Here is a 22,396-nt window from a genome sequence, read left to right as displayed (position 1 = left end):
GGCGGATTCGATGATTTTTACCCGCGCCGACCGGAGAATCAGCATGCCTTGGCGGATTCGCGTAGCCTTCTTCTGTTGCCTGCTGCTCGCCGTCCTCGGTTGCGGCGAGGATCGCCAGACAAACGGCGATCCATCGGCCGTGGACGACGATTCCGTCGCGTCGGATGAAGGCTGGCACTGGCAACTACATTCCGATGGCAGTCTGGATATTTCGCGGGATGATCGCCTCCTGTTTACCATCACGGGTGTCGAGCGCCGGCTGTTCAATCCGAATGTCGGCATGCTGTTCGGTTTCTATTTCATCAATCCCGGAATGGTGCGTACCGAGACCCTCTACCTCACGAAAGCGGCCGATCGGGTGATTCTCAACGCCGGTAATCAGGAAGTGGGCGAAATCACCTTCGACGAAACGGCGGCGGGAAATTTGCGGGTGCTCGTCAGCTTGCGGAAAGACCAGGCGGGCCGGGCAATCCGGCTGCGCTTTGCGCTATCGGCCGAGGATCGGTTCTGGGGGTTCGGCGAACAATACAATTTCGTCGACTTTCGCGGTCAAAAAATGCCTGTTTGGGTTCAGGAACAAGGCGTCGGCCGCCGGCCGCTACCGTTGTTGCCGACCCAGGGCGATTTGCACGACACCTATTTCCCGATGCCCTATTTTCTCGACCCGGCGGCCGGAAAAGGGTTCTTGCTCGAAAACACCACCTATTCGCTCTTCGATCTGGGATCTTTTTCCAGTCGCGAATGGTCGGTGGAAGCGTGGGACGGCGCGACGGCTTCTTTCCTGGTGTTGCCGGGTCCAAAACCGGCCGCGATCGTTACGCAATTGACCGCCGAGATCGGCCGTCCCGACCGGATTCCGCCCGATTGGGCATTCGCCGGAGTCTGGTTGGCGGCGCAAGGCGGCACTGAAATGGTGGCGGCGCGACTCGAAACGGCACTGGAAGCCGGGATCCCGGTTTCGGCGGTCTGGGTACAGGATTGGGTGGGCTTGCGTAACTTCGGGCTGCAAAATTTCGGCGTTAAATATCATTGGACGCTCGATGAGCAGTTGTATCCGAACCTCCGCGAATGGATCGCCTCCCTCGACGAACGCGGCATTCGGTTCTTGGGATACTTCAATCCATTCATCGTGCCGCGTTACGATCAATACGCGGCGGCGGAAAAACGCGGCTACCTGATTCGGCGGCCGGACGGCCGGGTTTATCAATTTCCGATCATCACCTTCGTCGGCAGCCTGCTGGATGTCACCAACCCACAGGCCGGCGCCTGGTTTCAGGACTTCGCCCGCCGCGCCATCGATTTGGGCATGCGCGGTTGGATGGCCGATTTCGGCGAGTGGTTGCCTTATGACGCCGTCCTGGACAACGGCGCGGCGCCCACGACGCACAATCTGTATCCGACGCTCTGGCATCGCCTCAATCGCGAGGCGTTGGAAGAGGCTTATCCGGACGGCGATTACGTTTTGCTGACCCGGAGCGGCTTCAGCGGTGAACAGCGAGTGGCGCAGATCGTTTGGGCGGGCGATCAAGAAGCATCTTGGGATCCTTACGACGGCCTGCCGACCGTCGTCACCGCCGGGCTGACCATCGGCCTGGCCGGCATCCCGTTTTTCACTCATGACATCGCCGGCTTTTCCGGCGGACCCAGCACCCAGGAGCTATATTTGCGCTGGACCGAATTGGGCGCCTTTACCCCGGTGATGCGCACACACGAAGGCCTGCAGAAGCTGGAAAACCACAATTTCGACAGCGATCCGAAAACCCTCGCGCATTTCACTCGTTTCGCCAAAATCCATGCCGCGCTTTTCCCGTATTTCGCTCAACTGGCCAACGAAGCGCGCGCCATGGGCTTGCCGCTGATCCGTCACACGGAGCTGGTCGATCCGGATTGGGCCGAGTCGCTGCAGGCGCACGGGCAATGGATGATCGGCGACGATCTGCTGTTGGCGCCGGTGGTGACCGAGGGCGGCGAACAAGTGAAGGTTTATCTCCCGGAAGGTGAATGGGAGCATTTGTTTACCGGCGAGCGTTATTCCGGACGGACGATCTTCACGGTTCCGGCGCCGATCGGCACGCCGGCGGCGTTCTTCCGACGCGGCCGGTTGGCGGCAGAAGTCGAATTGATTCGGTCGCTGAATTAATTGGCGGCGGTTGTCGCGGCGGACTGACCGGTTCCGGTTTGGCGCAGGTCGTTCACCCAATCGCCAAGATAAAAATCGTATTCGTGGAATTTCAGATCTTTGATCGCGCCGAGGTCGAATTTCGCCTCCGAGCGATGCGCCAGGGCCAGGTGGCGGCCACCGTCGATGCGGAGCAGACCCAGGTAGAGTTCATCCCACGAGGGCGCGAAATAAACGATTTTGGGCCGGCGTTTGGCGAGCAACTGGTATAGGGAATCGGCGCGCGGATTGAATCCGCCGCACGGCGCCTGGTGGTGGGCGTAGATCGCCGCGATTTCCGGGTCGCTCAACCCGACCAGATCGATCACTTTTCGCCCGGAAAAATAGGTCACCACACCAATGTCGTGCGTCGCCACGGAATCCCCTGGTGCGGTGTTGGCCCGCAGCCACTCCATCACTTCCCAGAGGTAGCCGCCGTCCTTGGCGTTTTCGATCGCATGGCGGTAGACGCCTCGCTGAATGGAGGTGTTGAGGCCGGTGCCCACAAACAAAAAGATAGCCAAGATCACGCCGATCACGGTGCCGGTTCGCGGATGCCGGGCGTTTTTCTTCGCGACGAAATGCACAGCGCCGACCGTCAGTCCGGCCAGGACGAACGGCAAGAGCGGGTGTTGATAGCGGCCCCAATAATGTCCGAGCGCGCCGGGAAATTTCACCAGATAAGCCAGATAAAAAATGAGAATGAACGCCGCCGGATAAAGCCGGCGCCGCCATTCGCTGGCTACAAATAGAAACGGAATCAGGATCACGAACGGGCCCAGCAGCATCAACGGCGAAAAGAACGTCATGACGATCGGCTGGAAAATCGGCGTGCAACTGGAAGCGAAAAAATGCTGCTTGGCGGAAACCGTCAACGGGAATACCCGCCCTAGCAAATGATAATTGGCCAAGAGGTACGGCGAGACGATCAGCGCGACCGCCAGCAAGGCGCCGAAATAGGTCGCCCAGGAAAGCGGATACCGCCCTTTGATCCGCTCAAAAAAGGCGACTGAAAAAATGGCGACCGCCAGGAAATAACCCTCGGGGCGCGTCACGATGGCCAGGCCGACCAGCAACCCGGCGCCGACAAACCACTTGCCCGCCTGACGACCTTTTTCGTAGAGGACCGCGCTCCAGATGATCAGCGCGGCGAACAGGTCGGTTTCCAGGCCGTTCAATGCGCCGAATATCAGCGGCCCGCTCAAGGCGCAAAGCGCCCCCGCCGCGGCGGCCGGCAGCGGATCGTCGTTCAGTTGACGCGTCCAGACGACCGTTCCCGCGACCGTGAAGAAAAAAGCCAGAAAACCGAGCAGCCGATCGGCCCAGACGACGCCCACTGCCTTGCCCAGCAACCCGACCAGCAAAACGTGAAACGGGCTGGTGATGCCGGCCAGTGGCGCATCCGGATTGACGGCGAAGAGATTGTGCGCGGCGAAATTCCGCGCGGCGCTCAGCGTGATGTAGGAATCGTCGATCGGAAACGCATCTTCGTAGCCCTTGATCGGCCACAGATACCGCCAATAGGCGAAAATAACCGTCGCCACCAGGCACAGCCAAAGCAAGCGGACGAGGTTGGCTCCCAATGGCTTTCCCCGGCTCCGATAGTGCCAAAGCACCAACAACAACACCGGCCAGGCGACCGATAGATAAAGCATTTCCGAATCCATTGCGTTTGCGCCACCCTATCAGAAAGCCTTTGCGATGGCGAGTACTTTTCGATTTTTACCCGACATAAAAACGAATAATAACCTTGACAAGACCGGCAAACGGGCCGTGGTTGTTCAATTACTCGGAAAAATTGAGATAAATTGTCGAGTTTCCAGCGCAATCCGAAAAATTGGTTAATTTGTAACCAAGTGGGCACCGTGATCGGGATCAACGAGGTAAGGTCATGAGGTGGTTGGCGGCGTTTTTGGTAATGATGACAATTTTCATCCCTGCCGTGCTTCGCGCCCAATCAACCAATGAAAGCGCCGCTCCGTCCATTGCCGCCAATTCTCCGCCCGCGCCACCGGTCGATGAACTGGTGGCCCGCGCACTGGAAAAATCACCGACGATCGCGGCGCAACGGGCCAAAATCGCCGCCGCGCGGGAACAGGTGAAACCGGCGGGGGCCCTTGCCGACCCGATGCTGGAGTTTTCCGGACAGGAAAACTTCATGCCCGACCCCGATTTTGCAAAGGGAACGCTCGAGTTCAGCCAGGAATTGCCGTTTCCGGGAAAACTCAAGTCGCGCCGCGAGACCGCATCCGCCGAAGCGGACCAGCAAGCCGTCGAACTGAAAAAAGCCGAGCGACAATTGGCATTCGACGTTCGCGCGACCTACGCGAAAATCTACGCCCTCGACCAGGAAAAACGCTACCTGGAAGTTGCCAAGGATCTGTTGAAATTGATCGCCGACACCGCCAGCGCCCGGTACGTCGCCGGCCAGGAGGATCAGGAGGCGCTGCTAAAAACGCAACTCGCCGTCTCTCAAGTCACCGCCCGGCAGCACAATCTCGCGGCGGACCGGAAAAGCCGGGTGACGGAACTCAACCGCCTGCTGAATCAGTCCAGCGATGAACCGCTGGGCGAGGTCGCGGCTTTGCCCGCGGTGCAAACCCCGTCCTTCGGCGGCGAGAACGCAGTGCGGCAAACGCCCGACATGGCCTCGCAAAAGGCCGCCGTCGCTGCCGCCGATCGCCGCCTGGACTCCGCCCAAAAAGAAGTTTATCCGGACTTCCTCGTCGGCCTGGGCGGCGTGTTGGAGAAAAACTACCTCGACAATTCGCAGATGCCGATGGCGATGCTGAAGTTCGGCATCACCCTGCCCATCTGGCAGACGAGCAAACAACGCCCGCTGCTTCGGGCGGCGGAACACGAACGGGAAATGGCTGCCGACCGACAGCGCGAAACCGCTGCCGCTTTACGGGCTGACTTCTCGCGGTTGGAATCCGAGTGGCGGCGGAACGAGAACCTGATTGTTTTATACCAGCAAGCCATTCTGCCGCAGACCGAAGCGGCGTTGGCGGCTGCCCGCTCGTCCTATCTCACCGGCCGCGGCGATTTCCTCACGGTCATCACCGACTTCAACCTGTGGCTCGAATCGCGGATCGAGCTGGCGCGTCGTGAAGCCGAACGCTACGCGACCTGGGCGGAACTGGACGCGCTGCGGCCGCTCGATGCGCAGAGCCAGGGAGAGACCCCATGAAACCATTACGCCGGCGGATTTTGCTTTTCGCCTTGCTGCTGGCCTTTTCCTTCGCCTTGGCGACCGCCGCTTGCAATTCGCGGGGCTCGGTGAAGGTTCTCTACCACTGCCCGATGCACCCCACTTATATCAGCGACAGGCCTGGCGACTGCCCGATCTGCGGCATGCGATTGGTGCCGATGGAAAATTCGCCGACACCGGCGCCGGCCGAAGCCGCGACAGTCTATACCTGCCCGATGCACCCCGAAGTGATCGCCGATCATCCAGGCAAATGCCCGATCTGCAGCATGGACCTGGTTCTCAAGGAATCGACTCCTGCGGCTTCCGCCGCGATGGCCGGCAAGGGGAAAATTCTCTACTACCGCAGCCCCATGGACCCTAAAGTCACTTCTCCAGTCCCAGCGAAAGATGAGATGGGAATGGATTTTGTTCCCGTCTATGAGGGTGAGGTCGTGGAAAACGGCGGCAATGCAGTATCCGGAATGGCGCCGGTGACACTGTCGCCGCAAGGGATGGATTTGGCCGGAGTGCAGACTGCCGCGGCGACAGAAAGCCGAATCGGCGGCGTTATTCGAACCGTCGGGACGGTCATTGCCGACGAAACGCGCATCAAACACCTGCATACCAAGGTTTCCGGCACGATCGAAAAGTTGTACGGCGATTTCATCGGCCAGGCCGTCAAAGCCGGCCAACCGATTCTGGCCATTTATTCACCTGAACTATTGGCGAGCCAGGAAGAATATCTTCGCGCCATGGAAACCGCGAAGAAGTTCGCGAATTCTTCCCTCCCCGAGGTTCAGGCGGGAGGAAATGACCTGGTCACGGCCGCGCGGCGACGTTTGGAGCTGTTCGACGTGCCGGCGAGCCTGATCGCCAAAATCGAGCAGACCGGGCAGCCGCAGCGAACGGTCACGATCGTCGCACCGGCCGGCGGTTTCATCACCGCCAAGCAGATCTTCGAGGGGCAGCAAGTCGATCCTTCGATGGAGCTGTTCACGATCACCGATTTGTCGCATGTCTGGATCGAGGCCGATTTTTACGAATACGAAATCCCTCGCCTGCGCCTGGGACAAAAGGCCGAATTAACGCTTTCCTTTGATCCGAGCGTCCGCCTCGACGGCCGAGTCGCCTACATCTACCCGACCTTGAGCGCGACCAGCCGCACCTTGAAAGTGCGCTTTGACGTGCCGAACAAAAACCTCATCCTCAAGCCCGCCATGTACGCGAATGTCGAGTTGAGCGTCGACGAATCCACGGGCATTACCTTTCCCGAATCCGCCGTGCTCGACACCGGCGCGCGGCAGGTGGTCTTCGTGGAAACCGCCCCCGGCCGGTTCGAACCACGCGAAGTGCGGATCGGCAACAAATCCGCTGGAATGGTGCAAGTCCAATCCGGCGTTGCGGCGGGCGAAAAAGTCGTTGTACGCGCCAATTTTCTCCTTGATTCCGAAGCGCGCCTGAAAGCCGCCATTTCCGCGACGAATGGGACGCCGGACCTCCCGCACGGGGGACAGTGATCCATGATCAGACGAATCATCACGTTCTCCGCGCACAACCGGGCGCTGGTGCTGATCGGCGTCGCCGTGCTCGCGGCCGTGGCGTTCTACATTCTGCAAAACATCCGGTTGGACGCGCTGCCGGACTTGTCCGACACGCAAGTCATTATTTATTCGCGCTGGGACCGGTCGCCCGACATCCTCGAATCGCAAGTCACCTACCCGATCATCTCGGCGTTGCTCGGCGCGCCGCGGGTCAAGGCGATCCGCGGTTTTTCCGATTTCGGCTTTTCGTATGTCTACATCATTTTTCAGGAAGGCACCGACATCTACTGGGCGCGGTCGCGCGTGGTCGAATACTTGTCGAAGATTCAGTCGCGGCTTCCCGAAGGGGTGCAGACCGAACTCGGGCCCGATGCGTCCGGCGTCGGCTGGATCTTTCAATACGCGCTGGTCGACAAAACGAACTCCCTGTCGCTCGACCAACTCCGCTCCTATCAGGATTGGACGCTCCGTTACGCGCTGCAGTCCGTGCCGGGAGTCGCCGAAGTCGCCTCCATCGGCGGCTATGTCAAACAGTACCAGATCACCGTCGATCCGAATCGGCTGGTCGCGTTCAAGCTTTCGCTCGATGACGTGATGGCGGCGGTCCGCCGATCCAATAACGAGGTCGGCGGCCGGTTGCTCGAATGGAGCGGCACGGAATATATGGTGCGCGGCCGGGGTTACGCCGCGAGTCTGGCCGATTTTGAGAAAATCGTCGTGAAGACCGACGAAAACGGCGTACCGGTGCTGCTGCGCGATATCGCCACCGTGGGACTGGGCCCCGAAATCCGCCGTGGCATCTCCGATCTGAACGGCGAAGGGGACGCCGTCGGCGGCATCGTCGTGATGCGGCACGGCGAAAACGCCTTGAACGTCATCGCGCGGGTCAAGCAAAAACTGGCCGAACTCAAGCCCTCGCTGCCCAAGGGAGTCGAAATCGTCACGACGTACGACCGATCCACACTGATCGAGCGGGCGATCGAAACCTTGCGTAGCAAGCTCACGGAGGAAATCATCATCGTCTCGCTGGTGATTCTGCTTTTCCTCTGGCACATTCCGTCCTCGATCGTTCCCATCATCACCATTCCGGTGTCGGTGCTGCTGGCGTTCATTCCTTTTTATCTTCTGGGCCTGACGGTCAATATCATGTCGCTTGCCGGCATCGCGATCTCGATCGGCGTCTTGGTGGACGGCGCGATCGTGGAAGTGGAGAACGCCTACAACAAGATCCATCATTGGCAGGCGGCCGGTGGCGGGAGCAACGAGGAATTTCACCACGTGCGGCTCGAAGCCCTCAAGGAAGTCGGCCCGTCGGTCTTTTTTTCGCTGTTGGTGATCGCCGTGGCGTTTCTCCCGATCTTCACGCTGGTCGATCAGGAAGGCCGCCTGTTCAAGCCGCTCGCCTATTCGAAAAACCTCGCCATGGCCATCGCCGCGCTCCTGGCGATCACGCTCGACCCGGCCTTGCGCATGCTCTTCGCGCGCATCGAGCCGTATCGCTTCAAACCGCAATGGCTTTCCCGACTCGCGACGGCCGCTTTTGTCGGCAAGTATTACGCCGAGGATCGGCACCCGATCAGCCGGGCGATTTTCCGGGTCTATGAGCCGGCGTGCCGGTTCGTGCTGCGCCATCCCTGGAAAACGATCGGCGGCGCCATGGCGCTCGTGGCCGTCAGCATCCCCGTCTATTTCAAGTTGGGCTCCGAATTCATGCCTCCCCTGAAGGAAGGCTCCATTCTCTACATGCCCACGACGCTGCCCGGCATTTCCGTCACGGCGGCGCGCGACCTACTGGAAACGCAGGATCGCGCGATCCGCTCCTTCCCCGAGGTCGCCAGCGTCTTCGGCAAGGCCGGCCGCGCCGAAACCTCCACCGACCCGGCGCCGTTTTCGATGATGGAAACGACGGTGATCCTCCGGCCGGAAAACGAATGGCGATCCAAAAAACGGTGGTATTCTTTCCTGCCCGAAATTCTGCAGGCGCCGTTTCGGCTGGTCTGGCCCGATCGGATTTCGTGGGAGGAATTGATCGACGAACTCGACCGGGCCCTGCGCATCCCCGGCGTCACCAACGCCTGGACCATGCCGATCAAGGCCCGGATCGACATGCTTTCGACGGGCGTCCGTACGCCGATCGGCATTAAAATATTCGGCAACGAACCGCAAGAGATCGAGCGGATCGGCACACACCTGGAAAGCATTCTGCGCGAGATTCCAGGCACGCGCAGCGTTTACGCCGAACGGGTGGCGGGCGGCTATTTCGTCGATATCGACCCGCAGCGCGAGCAGCTCGCCCGCTACGGTCTGACCATCGGTCAATTGCAGGATGTCGTGATGAGCGCCATCGGCGGCCAGAACGTCACGACCACCGTCGAGGGCCGGGAACGCTATCCCGTCAACGTACGTTATCCACGCGAATTACGCGACGATCCCGAAACGCTCGGGCGCATTCTCGTCACGACGCCCAGCGGTCTGCAAGTGCCGCTGGCCCAACTCGCCGCGATTCGGCTGGTTCAGGGGCCGTCGATGCTCCGCGACGAAAACGGCTTCCTGGCCGGTTACGTTTACGTGGACATCGCCGACCGCGACATCGGTGGGTACGTCGCCGAGGCCAAGCAGGCCGTGGTGAGACAACTGGCCTTGCCGGCCGGCTACATGCTGACGTGGAGCGGCCAGTACGAGAACATGCTGCGCGTCCGGGAGCGGCTGAAAATCGTGGTGCCGATCACGCTGCTCCTGATCTTCCTGCTGCTCTACCTCAACACCCGCAGCGTGTTCAAAACCACGGTGGTCATGCTCGCGGTTCCCTTCTCCGCCGTCGGCGCGATCTGGCTCTTCTACCTGCTGGGGTACAACGTTTCGATCGCCGCCTGGGTCGGGATGATCGCCCTGCTGGGCCTCGACGCGGAGACGGGCGTGTTCATGCTGCTCTTCCTCGACCTGTCCTACAATGAGGCACGGCAACGCGGCGAATTGCGCGATGGCGCCGACCTCGACGAAGCGATCGTTCACGGCGCCGTGAAACGCGCCCGCCCGAAAATGATGACCGTCGCCGCGGCCTTCATGGGCCTGCTGCCGATCATGTGGTCCACCGCCACCGGCACCGACGTCATGAAGCGCATCGCGGCCCCGATGATCGGCGGCCTGCTGACTTCCTTCATCCTGGAACTGGTCGTTTATCCCGCCATCTTCAAATTGTGGAAGTTGAAAACCGATCGGCCGGCCGCGCGGTCCGCGAGCGAGGGATAATTTCGGATTTTCTCGATTCAGTGGTGGGCGCGTTCGACCGAGAGCACCCCTTTGAGTTTGCGGGTTTCGGCGAGGACGCGCGTCAGTTGATCGATGTCGCGGATCTGCAGCACGAATTGCAGATCGACCGTGTCGTCGGGGCGATGCTTGGAATGGACTTCGTCGATGTTGATCTCGAGCGAGTTCATCACGGTGGTGATCTCGGCCAGGATACCCTTGCGGTCGGCGATGCGGACGGTGACCTCCGTCGGCACCATTTTGGCGCTGGCGCTCAGTTCCCATTCGACTTCGACGCGCCGTTCTTCGGGCTGATCCTGCGCGATCGGGCAATCCAGCGTATGGACGGTGATGCCCCGGCCGCGCGTCACGAAACCGACCACCGCTTCGCCCGGCACCGGATTGCAGCACTTGGCCATGCGGAACAGCACGTCGTCGATGCCGTGGATCTTGATGCCGCCGGATTTTTTCCGTTTCAGCGGCCGCAAGAGACGGTCGATGGCGCTTTCCTTCAGCTCTTCCTGCAAATGTTCGGCGCCGACGATTTCGGCCAGAATGTATTTGATCGAAACCTTGCCGTAGCCGAGCCCGGCCAGGAGTGACTGGCCATCCTTGTAGTTGAGGGTTTTGGCCACCTCGTCCAACTGGCCGGATTTTTCGATTTTACTGAGGTTTTGCTTGTATTTCTGCAATTCCTTGTCGAGCATGGCGCGGCCGGCGGCCAGGCTGCGCTCGAGTTCCTCTTCCTTGAGGAACGAACGGATTTTCGCGCGGGCGGTGGCGGTTTTGACGAATTGCAGCCAGTCGCGGCTGGGCTTTTGATCCTTCTTCGTCGTGACCTCGACGCGATCGCCGCTTTGCAGCTCGTAGCGCAGCGGCACCATGCGGCCGTTGATCTTGGCGCCGGCGCACGTGTTGCCGACCTGCGTGTGGATGCGGTAGGCGAAGTCGACCGGCGTGGCGCCCTTCGGCAGGTTGATCACGTCGCCCTTGGGCGTGAAGACGTAAACCTCCTCGCTGAACAGGTCCATCTTGAGGCCCGAGAGGAAGGCCCGCGGGTCGTCGGATTCCTTGTGCCACTCCATGATCTGCCGCAGCCAGTCGAACTGGCGGGAGTCGCGATCCGGGTTGCCGCTCGCCTTGTAGCGCCAGTGGGCGGCGACACCCAGTTCCGCCACGCGGTGCATTTCCTGGGTGCGGATCTGCACTTCCATCCGCTCGTTCTTCGGCCCGATGACCGTGGTGTGCAGGCTCTGGTACATGTTGGCTTTGGGCAGCGCGAGGTAATCTTTGAAGCGCCCGGGGATCGGCCGCCACATCGAGTGGATCAGCCCCAGCACCTCGTAGCACTCGGCCACCGAGGTGACGATGATCCGGAAGGCGATGATGTCCATCACCTCCTCGAAGCTCAGGTTCTGCGCCTGCATCTTGCGGTAGATCGAGTGCAAGCCTTTGATGCGGCCGCTGATCTCCACGGCGATGTTGTGCTGGGCCAGGAAGTTGCGCAGGATGCCGATCACTTCCTCGATGTAGGATTCGCGCTCCTTCCGGCCGCGCGACAGCTTCATCACCAAGTTGTAGTACGCCTCGGGATTCAGGTAGCGGAACGACAGGTCTTCCAGCGCCGACTTGATCCATTGCACGCCGAGGCGGTGCGCCAGCGGCACGTAGATTTCCATCGTTTCGCGCGCGATGCGGCCGCGCTTTTCGCGTGGGACGTACTCGAGCGTGTACATGTTGTGCAGGCGGTCGGCGAGCTTGACCAACAGCACCCGGATGTCCTTCGCCGTCGCCAGCAGGATCTTCTTGAAGTTCTCCGCCTGCCGTTGTTCCTGGCTGTCGAACTTCATCTGCGAAATTTTGCTGACCCCGTCCACCAGCGCGGCGATCTCCTCGCCGAAGAGGTTGGTGATCAGCTTGCGGTCGACGTTGGGGCAGTCCTCGAGGGTGTCGTGCAGCAGGCCCGTGGCGATGGTTTTCTCGTCCATCTTCATCAGGGCCAGGACGTAGGCGGTGGCGATCGGGTGCTCGATGTAGGGCGTGCCGCTGTAGCGGGCCTGCCCCTCGTGATGGTGCATGGCGAAGACATACGCGCGGCGGATCAGCTCGATGTCGGGCTCCGTGAGGTACCGTCGCACCTCGCGGATGATATCATCGGGTCTAACTTTGCGGGGCAGCAGGGAATCGACGGATTGCATCTTGCATGTTCTCCCGCCGCTGCCGGGCCGCCAGAACGATCGCTTCCAGCCCGCGCGTGGCTTCACTCAGGATGTCATTGACGATGATGTAATCATAATTCGGTAAAAACGCCAATTCCCGGCGGGCGTTTTCCCAACGCCGTTCGATTTCCGCCGGGGCGTCGGAGCCGCGCCGGAGCAGGCGATCGCGCAAATCCGCGAGGCTCGGCGGCAGAATATAAATCAAGATCGCCTGGGGGAAAAGCTTTTTAATCTGCACCGCCCCCTGCCCCTCGATATCCAGAAACAGGTCCTGGCCGCGCGCCTGGCTGTCTTCGATTTCCGCCCGGCTGGTGCCGTAGCGGTGGCCGTGGATGGTCGCCCATTCGGCCATTTGATTCTCGCCGATCAAGCGGTCGAACTCGGCGTCGGCGACGAAATGGTAATCGACGCCGTTCCGCTCGTTTCCGCGGGGCGGTCGCGTCGTGTGGCTGATCGAATAGCGGATGGTCGGCTCCAGCCGCTCGATCACCGAGCGGCAGAGCGTGGTTTTGCCTGCCCCGCTGGGCGCGGTCACCACCAGCAGATTGCCCGGCCTGGTCTCAATCGACATTTTGCACTTGCTCCCGAAATTTCTCGACTTCCGCCTTGCAGTCGAGCACCAGCCGCGTCAGCGTCAGGCCCTGCAATTTGTTGCCCATGGTCGTCGTCTCGCGGTGCATTTCCTGAGCGAGAAAATCGAGCCGCCGACCGATGGAATCGTCCAGCCCGAGCATTTCCTCGACCTGCGCGAAGTGGCTTTCGATCCGCACGATTTCCTCGTTGATGTCCAGCTTGGTCAGAAACAGCGCCGCTTCCTGCTGCAACCGCGACGGGTCAACGCCGATTTCGCCCGACCATTGCGCGGCGCGTTCGCGGAAGCGGTTTTCCAGTTCCTGCTGCGCCTGCGGCGCCGCGACCCGCACCGCGGCGATCAGTTCCCGCATCCGCGCCAGCGTGGAACGCAGATCGCGCGCCAGGGCTTCGCCTTCCTTGCGCCGCATCTCCAGCGCCGCGGCGGCGGCCTTTTGAAACGCCGCGACCAGCAGGGGCCGGATTTTTTCCGCGTCCTCGTCCTCGTCGCGCAACTCGATGACCCCGGGCTGCTGAGCCACGAGCTGCAGCGTGGGCCGATCGGGCAAGGCTAGTTCCGTCGCCAGGCCGGTCAGAAAACGGTGATAGCCGACCGCCAGTTCGCGGTCGATTTTGATGCGGTCGGGATTGGTGCGAATGCGCTCGTACAGGACGCCGACCTCGATACGGCCCCGGCGGAAGTGGGTTTTCACCAGCTCGCGCACTTCCGCTTCGAGCGGCATCAGGGTACGCGGCATCCGCAGTTGCTGGTCGAGGAAGCGATGGTTGACGCAACGAATGTCGACCTGAATTCGGGCGGTTTCACCCGTCGCATCGCCTCGTCCGAAGCCCGTCATCGATAGAATCATGTTTCCGCCTCTCGTGACCGCGCCGGCCCCGCCTTTTCGCGGTAGAATTCCCGATAGCCGGTGAGGATCGCCTTGACCGGTTCGCTCCGGTAATCCGGATACGTCCACGGCAGTTCGACCCAGGCGCCGTGCTGCCAAATCAACGTCAAATCGGCATAAATGCCGTTGCCTAAATAGGGACGATGAGTGTAACCCTTGCCGGTGGCCAACACCAGATTGGCAAAGCCGAGCAAGCCCGGGTCCAGGTTGATTCGCCGCCGGCCGTCCTCCCGGCTGAATTTACTCTCGATTTCGTTCGTTTGCCACTTGATGTCCGCCAGCCGGCCGGGATCGACCAACTCGGCCAGCGCCGCGAATTGACGAAGCAGTCCCGGCCCCATTTCCGGCTCGTAATAGGCCGTATGCTCGAAAGCAAGCGGCGCGCTGAGGTCGGCGATCGGCCCGAACGCCGCGCCGATCGCTTCCGCCACGGGTTCGAGCGGCAATTCCGGATCGCGCAGCAGGCCGATCACCAGCAGAACCGGCGGCGCCGGTCGGGGTTGGCTCATGACAGCGCCTTGGCTTGCCGGATCGCCGCCTGGACCGCCGGCGCTTCCGCGCGCGCGGTGCCGACCTCGGCGATCACCAAGCCGGCGGCGAAGTTGGCGATCAGCGCCGCGTCGTGCAGGCTGGCGCCCACCGCCAGACCGCAGGTCAGCGCCGCGATGACCGTATCGCCCGCGCCGGTCACGTCGTAGACCTCGCGCGCCACCGTGGGGATATCGACGACCTCGTCGTCGCCGAAGAACAGGCTCATGCCACCCTCGCCGCGCGTGATCACCAGGCTGTCGAGCTTCAACTTCCGGCGCAAGCGGCGGCCCCCCGCGTGGATGCCCGCCGGAGTGTTTTCGATTTTGACGCCCAGGGCCTGGCCGGCCTCATGGTGGTTGGGCGTCATACAGGTGAAGCCACGGTAAAACGCCATATTGCGGATTTTCGGATCGATGACGACCGGAATTCCCCGCCGGCGGTGCAAGAGCCGCAGGCCGTCGAGCAGCCCCTTGTCGATCACGCCCTTGGCGTAGTCGCTGACGATGATCGCATCCAACTCCGGCAGGCGGGCCGCGATGGCGTCGAGCAGTCGCCGGCGCTGGTCGGCGGTGAGCGCGTCGGCGTTTTCCCAGTCTACGCGCACCACCTGCTGGTTTTGCGCGACGACCCGGGTTTTGATGATGGTCGGCCGCTTGCCGTCGGCCGCCAGCGCGGCGGTGTCGATGGCGTTGCCCTGTAGCATGGTGCGCAGATGGTTGCCGATGGCGTCGTCGCCGATCACCCCGGCCAGCGCGACCCGCGCGCCCAGGGCCCGTAGGTTGTTGGCCACGTTGGCCGCGCCGCCGAGCAGGATTTCCTCGCGCCGGACACGCACCACCGGTACCGGCGCCTCGGGGCTGATACGCTCGACCTCGCCCCAGACGTAATGGTCGGCCATCACATCGCCGACCACCAGCACCCGGGCCTGCTTGAATCGGTTCAGGATCGCCGACAATTGTTTTTTTCGTTCGGTTAACGTCATTTGGTACCCGCATCCCGTCCGGAAGCGGCATCCCGGCCGTCCCGAACGTAAAAAATGAGCAAGGCCGCCACGAATTGGAAGAGCATCGCCACTTCCGCGTCGCCGGCATTGTGCTGCAACAGACTGGCGGCGGCGAAACCGATGACGCCCGCCGTCGCCGCGGCCAAGCGGTAGCCGGTGTCCGCGCGGTCTTTTAATTCATAAAACCTCGCGGCGCCGAGCGCAATCAGGGCGACCAGAAAAGCGGCGAACAGCAGTCCGGCCAAAACGCCGGATTCGGCCGCATATTGCAGATAACTATTGTGCGCGTGGCTCTTCGCCGTCCAATGGATGTTGTAATCGCGTCGGTATTCGTCGGCCAGCTCGCGGTAGGCGCCCGAGCCGATGCCGAACACGGGATGATCGCGGATCATCTGCAGGGTCGTCTTCCAGGTGTAAATCCGTTCGAGGTTGCTTTCCGATTGCACCGAACGACGCAGACGGTCGGCGAGCGTCGGGCTTAGTTGTTGCGCCGCGAAGCCGACCAGCAACGCGCCGATCACCACCAGGGCCATGACCCGTTTGCCCAGGAGCGCCCCGAACGCGAGCAAACCCGCCAGTAGACCTACCCAGGCGCTACGGGCATAACTCCACAACAGCGCCGGCAAACCCAGCGCCAGCGCCGCGGCGAGAATCAATCGGCGACGCCCCCGCTCGGCCAGCACCGCGCCCAGACCGACCATCAAAATCACCGCCAAACTATTGCCGTAGGTCAGGTGGTGATCGAAAAAACCGACGGCATGATAATAGCCGCCGGTTTTTTGCCAGAGATCCACCGGCGGCATGAGGAAACGCGGCACGGCGTTGCCGAAAACGTGCTGGGCGATTCCGTAAATGGCCACCGCGCCGGCGGTCAGCATCAGGAGGATCGTCCCGCGCCGGGCGGTTTCCCGGTCGCGAATCGCCGCCGCCGTGACGAAGTAGGTCAGCCAGATCCAATAGCGTGGCAGGCGGGCGACGGCCAAATCCGGCCTAGATGAGAGCGGCGCCGCGAGCGCCACCCAGCCGAGAAACGCCAGCAACAGCCATTCCGGGGCGCCGAACCGGGGCCGCCACCGTCGCGTGACCACCGCGCGGGCGATCAAGGCTGCCGTCAGCAGCACCAGTGCGCCTTCGGCGCCGGTAATCGAAAACGGCAGGCACAGCGCCAGGGTGTAAAAAGCGCCGCGGATGACGCGGTCGATCCGCCGCAGATTGGGCGACGAGTTGTCCATTCTCCTCCGTCCGGCCTTAAACGCCGCGAATGCCGGTCAATTCGAGAAAAATCTCTTCCGCCCGCGCAACGCGCCGGGTAATCGCCAACGCCGATTCCGCGTGCCGGCGCGCGGCTTCGCCCATTTCCGGGTGCGCCAATACATCCCGAATGCCGGCTGCCAGGGAAGCGACGGTTCCCTCGACGAACCGACCCGTCACGCCGTCGATGAGCGATTCGGGCAACGTGCCGACCGGCAAGGCGACGACGGGCGTGCCGCAGGCCATCGCCTCGAGCGCGGCCCGGCAACTGCCGTCGGAACCCTCGCCCAATAACAGGCTGACGTTGAGCGCGGCGTAAACCGCCGGCAGATCGTCGCTTCGATACCCGAGAAAATGCACCCGCTCGGCCAGGGCACTTTGCCGCACCCGTTCCTCCAATTCCGCCCGGCCTTCGCCGCGCCCGACAAACAGCAATCGCGCGCCAGGATGTTCCCGGCTGACGAGCCCGAACGCCTCCAAGGCCAGCTCGTGGCCGCGCCCCGTTTTGATCCGGCTGACTAGGCCGATCAACGGCTGCGCGAAGGCCGCACCGATTTCGGCGCGAATCGCGCTCGCCTCGGGAACCGGCTTGAAGCGAGCGGTGTCGACGGCGGGCGGCAGCACGAAAACGCGCGATGCGTCGATGCCGAAGCGGTCCAGCAGCGCCTGCTTCCAACGCTGGGAAGCGACGATTAGCGCGTCGGTGCGCCGGTAAAGAAAGCGATACGCGGCTTGCGGCCGCAATTGGCGGCTTTCGTGAATCTGGCGCACCAGCACGGGCGGATCAGCCAAGCCGCGCAGGATTTCGCGGCCGAACCAGTGGTCGTGGCTGTGATGGCAAAAAACCAGATCTACCCGCTGTTCGCGGATGAACCGGCGCAACCGCCGCCGGTCGCGCCACCAGGAAACGGGGTGAAAGCCCTTGCGGCGAAACGCGATTTCCGGCAACTCGCCCAATCCGGCTTCGGCGATCCGCGGCGCCAGGTGGCCCGGCGGAACGCGCGTGTAGATCCAGGTGATCCGGTGGCCCCGTTCGCGCAAGCCCCGCGCGATTTGCAACACCGGCTCGGCCGGCCCGGTCCAGTGATGTTGCGCGAACAGCACCAGCAGATGCATCAGCGTCGCTCCAACAGCGCCGCCGCGGCGCGGTAGACCTGGTCGGTGGTGATGCCGTCGAGCCGGCGGTGTTTGTGGAAGAGTTCGAACGGTTCCACCGCCTGGCGGCGCGCCGTCCAGGGCGCCACGCGGCGCGGATCGGTCGGCCCGAACAGGCCGACCACCGCCGCGCCCATCGCCGCCGCCAGGTGCATCGGCCCGGAATCGTTGCCGACGTACAGCGCGCACTTGCCGAGCAAATGCGCCAGTTCCTGGATGCCGGTCGGCGGCGCGACGAGCGCCTCGCGTTTCATCCGGCCACGCATCGCCTCGACCAACGGTTCCTCGCCCGGCCCCCAGATTAGAAGCGGCAACACGCCGAAACTTTCCGCCAACCGGTCGGCGACCTCGGCGAAACGCTCCGTCGGCCAGAGCTTCCGGGGCAGGCTCGCGGCCGGATTGAACGCGACCACCGTCTTGCCGGCGGGCACGCGGGTGGCGAAAAATTCATCGGCCGTTTTCATTTTCTCGGAGGGGACGACGATCGGCTCGGCCGGCGGATCGTCCGCAACGGTCACGCCCAGCGGTTCCAGCAGCGACAGGTAGCGCCGCACCATGTGCGGCTGCTCGGGCCGCGGCCGGATCCACTGATTGGTGAACAGGTAATTCGCCTCGCGGCAGCGCCGAAAACCGAGGCGCGTCGGCGCGCCGGACTGCCAGGCGAACAGGCCCGATTTGAAGAGATTCTGAAAATCGATCGCCGTGTCGTAGCCGACGGCGCGGATTTCCTCCCAGACGGCCGACAGGATTCGCCAACCGGCGCGATAATTCCCCTGTTTCCACTCGGCGACGGTCCGTTTCCGGTCCCAGACGTGAAGGTGATCGATCGCCGGATGCCCGGCCACCACTTCGCGGCTCTTGGTTTCAACGACCCAGCCGATCCGGACTTCGGGCAGTCGGCGGCGCAGTTCGCGCACGGCGATCAGGGTGTGCAGGCAATCGCCCACCGCCCCCAATTTGACGATCAGGATCCGCCGCGGCGCGTTCAACAATCCAGGCTCCGTTTTCGTGAGCCTCTATCCTACGCAATGGGCCGGAACGGAACAAGCGAAGAAACGCCCGCGAACCGTGAGGCGGCCGATAAAAATAGCGCCCGAAAAATCGGGCGCGAAAGAAAATCCAAAGGGGGTCTACTTACCAGGACGGCGCTCCGCAGCCGCCGGGTTCGAGGTCGTCGTCCTCTTCCGAGGAGGAGGGTTCACTGGTCGTCGGTTGTTGATCCCGGGAGGTCAGCGACCAGGCGCGGTTCACCGCCGCGGCCACCAGGGCTTGTTGCCGCTCTCCGAGGGTATCCAGGACGTCGGCCGGCACGTCTTTTTCCTCGAACCAGCCGGGAATGTAGCCGGGCCCGTCGTAGGGGTACCCGTCGCCGTCGACGTCGTACCCGTCGGTGTCGATCCAGATCGCGTTGGCCACGACGAGCGGATAGACGTCGAAGTTGCGTTGCACCGAACTGTCGAGCGGAATGAGGTTGCCGATGCCCAGCCAATCGCCGGTCATCTTGTTGATGCCGGCGATGAGGTTGTCGGTCAGTTCGAAAGCCGGCCACTCGATCGGCTGACTGATCGGCGTCATGCCCTCGTAGCCGATGCCCACCACGACGAGGTTGGTATCCTGTTCGATTCGGCAAGCGACCGTGCCGTCGAAGCGGGTGATCCGCCCGCGACCGGCGATCGTCGCGCCCGCCGTGTCACAGCCGAGATACTCATCGCCGGCATCGGCGCCGATTTCGCCGATCAGCAGGCCGTTGCCGTAGATTTCGATTCGATCAAACGACATCCAGGGCGGCGCCTGGGCGCGAATGCGCACCTCGACCTCGCCGCCGGGCGCGTAAACGTCTGCGCCGATGGGATACCCGTCAACCCAGAATTCGAGGAACGGGCCCGTCGTGGCGATCGCTCGCCCGGCCTTCAGGTTGGTCATCATTTCGTCCAGGTCGACGAAAGCCGGCTCGTCCTCGTCGGTCATGATATAAGTCCTCGCCTTGCCGGTTTCGTTTTTGCGGGGGTTGTGGCTGTCGGAATCGCCCACCGCCACGTAGCGCCGGCCCTGGGCCAACAGCGTCAGGTAGTCGTCGAGCATGCCCATGTTGGAGTCATCGAGCAACAGATCGCCCGTTTCGATGCGCAGTTGCTCGTCGGCGGTGCGGATCAGAATCGGCAGCAGCGGCGAGTCGGGCGGAATGGGCTGGCCGAACTGCGATTCGGTGATTTCCTCGACCGTCGCCGTGCGGAACTGGTTGAGCCGTTTGCTGTTGAGCACCTCCACGCCGTCGAAGTCCCAGGAGAAATTGGCCGAGGCATCCTTGGTGAACAGTTGACCGTTGTGCACCACCGGATCGCCGATCGTCAGAAAATCGGGCGAACCGAAATCGCCGCTGTACTGCCGCCAGCCAAAGGCGCGGAAATAGCCGGTGATCGACTCGCGCATGTGGTTGGCGATGACGATCGGCGGCTGATCGACGACACTCCGGTCGCCCGTCGCGCGCAGGCCGTCGAAGCAATCCTGCGGCGTCCACAACGAAATGGCCGAACCGTCCGCCGCCTTGGCGGTCGGGCTCGGCTGCCGCCAGTTCGGCGCGCCGTTGGCGACCTGAGTCTGGTCGTACTTCAGCGGGTACGAGCAGAAGTGGCCGTAACTGAGGTGCGACAACTCGTCTCCCGACATCACCTGCATCCGGTCGATCCCGCCCAGCTTTTCCAAGGCCGGCCGGTAGTTCGAAACGAAGTCGTGATCGGTACCCGCGATGATATCCAATCCCTCGACCAGTCCCGCCAACACCCGGTCCGAATTGGAAACGCCGGAGTCCGGGCTCAGTTCGGTGTGCTGGTGAAAATCGGTGGCCACCCAGCCACCGGTGTCAAGCACGCGGTCGATGGTCAACTCAATCGTCTTCGCCGTCAGGGGCTCGACGACGACCCGCTGTTCGTCGACCGTGTATTCCGGCCCGCGACCGGCGATGAAATGATAAGTACCGGCCGGCAGCGTCACCTCGCCCGTGCCGTCCACGGTCATCAAAACGTACGCCTCCGAACCGGGCAGAAAACCCTCGCCCAGGTACGGATCGGGAATCGCTTCGCCGTTCTCGCCGCGCACGATCACCTTGACCGGTTCTTCCGGACCGGTTTGCGCCAAACTGCGCACCCGGAAACGGACCTGACCGGTCGCCGGCAGCGCCAATAAAATCCGCTTGGCCTCGTTCGCTTCCAGGTGCACGGGCGTCAGGGCACTACGCGTCCGGCCCGGACCGACGGCCATGAGCAGGTAGTCTTCACTTTTTTCGTCGGCGCGCACCGGCAACCGGCCGCCGAAACTGCCGTCGGCCAACTGGTCGGTGCGTTTGCCGTCGGTCGTGAAGCGGCTGTAAGGGATCAACCGGCGCGCCGTCGCCTTCCCAGCGTCCAGGCCGGCGAGGTAGGCGTTCATTTCCTCGTAGGATTCTTTCAGTGGCACGCGTTCGCCCATGGCGGTCAGGCGCGGCCAGGGAAAAACCAACACCTTGGCCTGGCTGACGGCGTCGCCGGTCGTGCCGTCGATCACGTGTCCGGCGATTCGTCCGGACGGCCAGTTTTTCAATTCGATCACCTGATCGAGCATGCCGCCCAGATCGCCTTCGTCCACAATGAAATAACGGCGATAGGTGTATGTGCTGCCGGGCGCGGGCAACAGGTGGTCCTCGCCGGTGGTTTTCTGGAAACCGATGGTGAGGAAGCTTTCCATCAGCGGGAAAACGATCGGGCCGTCGTCGGCGACCAGCGCGTAACCGATGTCGTCGCCGACGCCGGCGATCCACTCGACGGTCGGCGGATCGGACAGCGACGATTCGCCCTGTTCGACCTGATCGGCCAGGTACCATTCGGAACCGAAGCCGAACACCCCGGGCCCGAAGAGGCTGAGCGAATCCCCGAAGAACACCGCGTCGCCGAACTGGTCGGCGGTGACGATTCCCGTCACCACGTTGTCATCCGGTTCGATCGCCCGCAACGGAATCTCGGTCCAGGCGTCCGGCACACTGCCGTCCTTGTTTAGCAGGCGATAGGTCGTGGTGATTTCCACATACTTTTTGCCCGGCTTCAGCCGGTAAATCGTTTCCGCCTTCACCGGCAGCGAATTGAGCGGCACGGGAATGAGGCGGAAGATTTCCAGAATGTTGGTCAGGACGCCCGAAACCTTGACGACCGCATCGCCACCGTCCGAACCGTCGCGGAGAATCTCCACCGCGTTCTGGGCGGCGCGCGCCACGGGCCCCGAGCCGGGAGCCCGTTCGATGCCGAAGGTCTTGAGGTCGAAAACCGAGATCAATTCCACGAAGCGATCGTGCCCGCCGCGAGCCGGCGTGAAATAATTTTCCAGCCGCTGAATATCGGCGTCGACCAACGAACCGCCGTATTTGGTGATGTTCGGATCGGTGCCGTGGGCGTTGATCAACAGGCGGATTTGATCGTTTTCGATCACCACGTCGCCCTTGGTGCCGACGGCCTTCGGCCCGCCGATCAACTCGGCGCGGTCATCGACCACGTAGGCGCGCGCTTGCTTGAATTCCTCGGCTTGTTCGCATGCCGCCAGGGACAGCAGCAACATCGCCAGCAGCAGCCGGAGCCATTTTCCGCCGATCATTGATTCC

The 22,396-nt window shown here is 62.5% G+C and carries 14 protein-coding genes; 4 read left to right on the top strand and 10 right to left on the bottom strand.

Annotated elements, in window-relative coordinates; translation table 11 throughout:
- Nucleotides 1-43 precede the first annotated feature (43 nt).
- The gene (locus tag GX444_16745) at nt 44-2,140 is read left to right on the top strand and encodes an alpha-glucosidase (GenBank protein ID NLH50230.1); all 2,097 of its coding nucleotides are present in this window, start codon (nt 44-46) and stop codon (nt 2,138-2,140) included.
- Here GX444_16745 and GX444_16740 read toward each other — a convergent pair.
- On the bottom strand, nt 2,137-3,813 hold the full coding sequence (locus tag GX444_16740) for a hypothetical protein (GenBank protein NLH50229.1): 1,677 nt from the start codon (nt 3,811-3,813) through the stop codon (nt 2,137-2,139). The two genes, GX444_16745 and GX444_16740, sit on opposite strands and share 4 nt — an antisense overlap.
- A 236-nt stretch (nt 3,814-4,049) precedes the next feature.
- Between GX444_16740 and GX444_16735 the strand changes: the two genes are divergently transcribed.
- From GX444_16735 to GX444_16725, 3 genes are read left to right on the top strand one after another with little or no spacing between them, the layout of a single operon-like run.
- On the top strand, nt 4,050-5,348 hold the full coding sequence (locus GX444_16735) for a TolC family protein (GenBank protein ID NLH50228.1): 1,299 nt from the start codon (nt 4,050-4,052) through the stop codon (nt 5,346-5,348).
- Nucleotides 5,345-6,865 (top strand): efflux RND transporter periplasmic adaptor subunit, encoded by a 1,521-nt coding sequence (locus GX444_16730; protein NLH50227.1) that lies wholly within the window; start codon nt 5,345-5,347, stop codon nt 6,863-6,865. The genes GX444_16735 and GX444_16730 overlap by 4 nt, the downstream gene beginning before the upstream one ends.
- Before the next feature lie 3 nt (nt 6,866-6,868).
- Nucleotides 6,869-10,138: an efflux RND transporter permease subunit gene (locus tag GX444_16725; GenBank protein NLH50226.1), complete on the top strand. Its 3,270-nt coding sequence runs from the start codon at nt 6,869-6,871 to the stop codon at nt 10,136-10,138.
- Between the two features lie 17 nt (nt 10,139-10,155).
- Here the strand turns inward: GX444_16725 and GX444_16720 are convergent, their stop codons facing one another.
- The 9 genes from GX444_16720 to GX444_16680 all read right to left on the bottom strand — a co-directional run bounded on the left by GX444_16720 (nt 10,156) and on the right by GX444_16680 (nt 22,389).
- Nucleotides 10,156-12,333, bottom strand: coding sequence for a bifunctional (p)ppGpp synthetase/guanosine-3',5'-bis(diphosphate) 3'-pyrophosphohydrolase (locus GX444_16720; protein NLH50225.1), 2,178 nt, complete (start codon nt 12,331-12,333; stop codon nt 10,156-10,158).
- Entirely contained in the window at nt 12,296-12,925 is a 630-nt protein-coding gene (gene gmk, locus GX444_16715) for a guanylate kinase (GenBank protein ID NLH50224.1), read from the bottom strand. The genes GX444_16720 and gmk overlap by 38 nt, the downstream gene beginning before the upstream one ends.
- On the bottom strand, nt 12,915-13,793 hold the full coding sequence (locus tag GX444_16710) for a YicC family protein (protein NLH50223.1): 879 nt from the start codon (nt 13,791-13,793) through the stop codon (nt 12,915-12,917). The genes gmk and GX444_16710 overlap by 11 nt, the downstream gene beginning before the upstream one ends.
- On the bottom strand, nt 13,790-14,341 hold the full coding sequence (locus tag GX444_16705; GenBank protein ID NLH50222.1) for a DUF4416 family protein: 552 nt from the start codon (nt 14,339-14,341) through the stop codon (nt 13,790-13,792). The genes GX444_16710 and GX444_16705 overlap by 4 nt, the downstream gene beginning before the upstream one ends.
- Nucleotides 14,338-15,345, bottom strand: a complete 1,008-nt coding sequence (rfaE1, locus tag GX444_16700; GenBank protein NLH50221.1) for a D-glycero-beta-D-manno-heptose-7-phosphate kinase — start codon at nt 15,343-15,345, stop codon at nt 14,338-14,340. Before rfaE1 ends, GX444_16705 begins: the two co-directional genes overlap by 4 nt.
- The gene (locus GX444_16695; GenBank protein NLH50220.1) at nt 15,342-16,598 is read right to left on the bottom strand and encodes a hypothetical protein; all 1,257 of its coding nucleotides are present in this window, start codon (nt 16,596-16,598) and stop codon (nt 15,342-15,344) included. The genes rfaE1 and GX444_16695 overlap by 4 nt, the downstream gene beginning before the upstream one ends.
- Nucleotides 16,599-16,614: 16 nt before the next feature.
- Complete coding sequence (locus GX444_16690; GenBank protein ID NLH50219.1) at nt 16,615-17,733, bottom strand: glycosyltransferase family 4 protein; 1,119 nt, start codon at nt 17,731-17,733, stop codon at nt 16,615-16,617.
- Nucleotides 17,733-18,764 carry a glycosyltransferase family 9 protein gene (locus GX444_16685; GenBank protein NLH50218.1) on the bottom strand — a complete coding sequence of 344 codons (1,032 nt, stop codon included), beginning with the start codon at nt 18,762-18,764 and terminating at the stop codon, nt 17,733-17,735. Before GX444_16685 ends, GX444_16690 begins: the two co-directional genes overlap by 1 nt.
- Before the next feature lie 142 nt (nt 18,765-18,906).
- Nucleotides 18,907-22,389, bottom strand: coding sequence for a hypothetical protein (locus GX444_16680; GenBank protein ID NLH50217.1), 3,483 nt, complete (start codon nt 22,387-22,389; stop codon nt 18,907-18,909).
- Nucleotides 22,390-22,396 lie beyond the last annotated feature (7 nt).

This window comes from Myxococcales bacterium (genome assembly GCA_012517325.1).
In the GTDB taxonomy this organism is placed as follows: Bacteria; Lernaellota; Lernaellaia; order Lernaellales; family Lernaellaceae; genus JAAYVF01.
Note: the sequence above shows the minus strand (reverse complement) of the source record. Positions and strands in the feature narration are given on the sequence as shown.

Bases quoted from the DNA above. Each gene is read 5' to 3' on its own strand.
- GX444_16745 (NLH50230.1), top strand. From the start codon at position 44: ATGCCTTGGCGGATTCGCGTAGCCTTCTTCTGTTGCCTGCTGCTCGCC.
- GX444_16740 (NLH50229.1), bottom strand. From the start codon at position 3,813: ATGCTTTATCTATCGGTCGCCTGGCCGGTGTTGTTGTTGGTGCTTTGG.
- GX444_16735 (NLH50228.1), top strand. From the start codon at position 4,050: ATGAGGTGGTTGGCGGCGTTTTTGGTAATGATGACAATTTTCATCCCT.
- GX444_16730 (NLH50227.1), top strand. From the start codon at position 5,345: ATGAAACCATTACGCCGGCGGATTTTGCTTTTCGCCTTGCTGCTGGCC.
- GX444_16725 (NLH50226.1), top strand. From the start codon at position 6,869: ATGATCAGACGAATCATCACGTTCTCCGCGCACAACCGGGCGCTGGTG.
- GX444_16720 (NLH50225.1), bottom strand. From the start codon at position 12,333: ATGCAATCCGTCGATTCCCTGCTGCCCCGCAAAGTTAGACCCGATGAT.
- gmk (NLH50224.1), bottom strand. From the start codon at position 12,925: ATGTCGATTGAGACCAGGCCGGGCAATCTGCTGGTGGTGACCGCGCCC.
- GX444_16710 (NLH50223.1), bottom strand. From the start codon at position 13,793: ATGATTCTATCGATGACGGGCTTCGGACGAGGCGATGCGACGGGTGAA.
- GX444_16705 (NLH50222.1), bottom strand. From the start codon at position 14,341: ATGAGCCAACCCCGACCGGCGCCGCCGGTTCTGCTGGTGATCGGCCTG.
- rfaE1 (NLH50221.1), bottom strand. From the start codon at position 15,345: ATGACGTTAACCGAACGAAAAAAACAATTGTCGGCGATCCTGAACCGA.
- GX444_16695 (NLH50220.1), bottom strand. From the start codon at position 16,598: ATGGACAACTCGTCGCCCAATCTGCGGCGGATCGACCGCGTCATCCGC.
- GX444_16690 (NLH50219.1), bottom strand. From the start codon at position 17,733: ATGCATCTGCTGGTGCTGTTCGCGCAACATCACTGGACCGGGCCGGCC.
- GX444_16680 (NLH50217.1), bottom strand. From the start codon at position 22,389: ATGATCGGCGGAAAATGGCTCCGGCTGCTGCTGGCGATGTTGCTGCTG.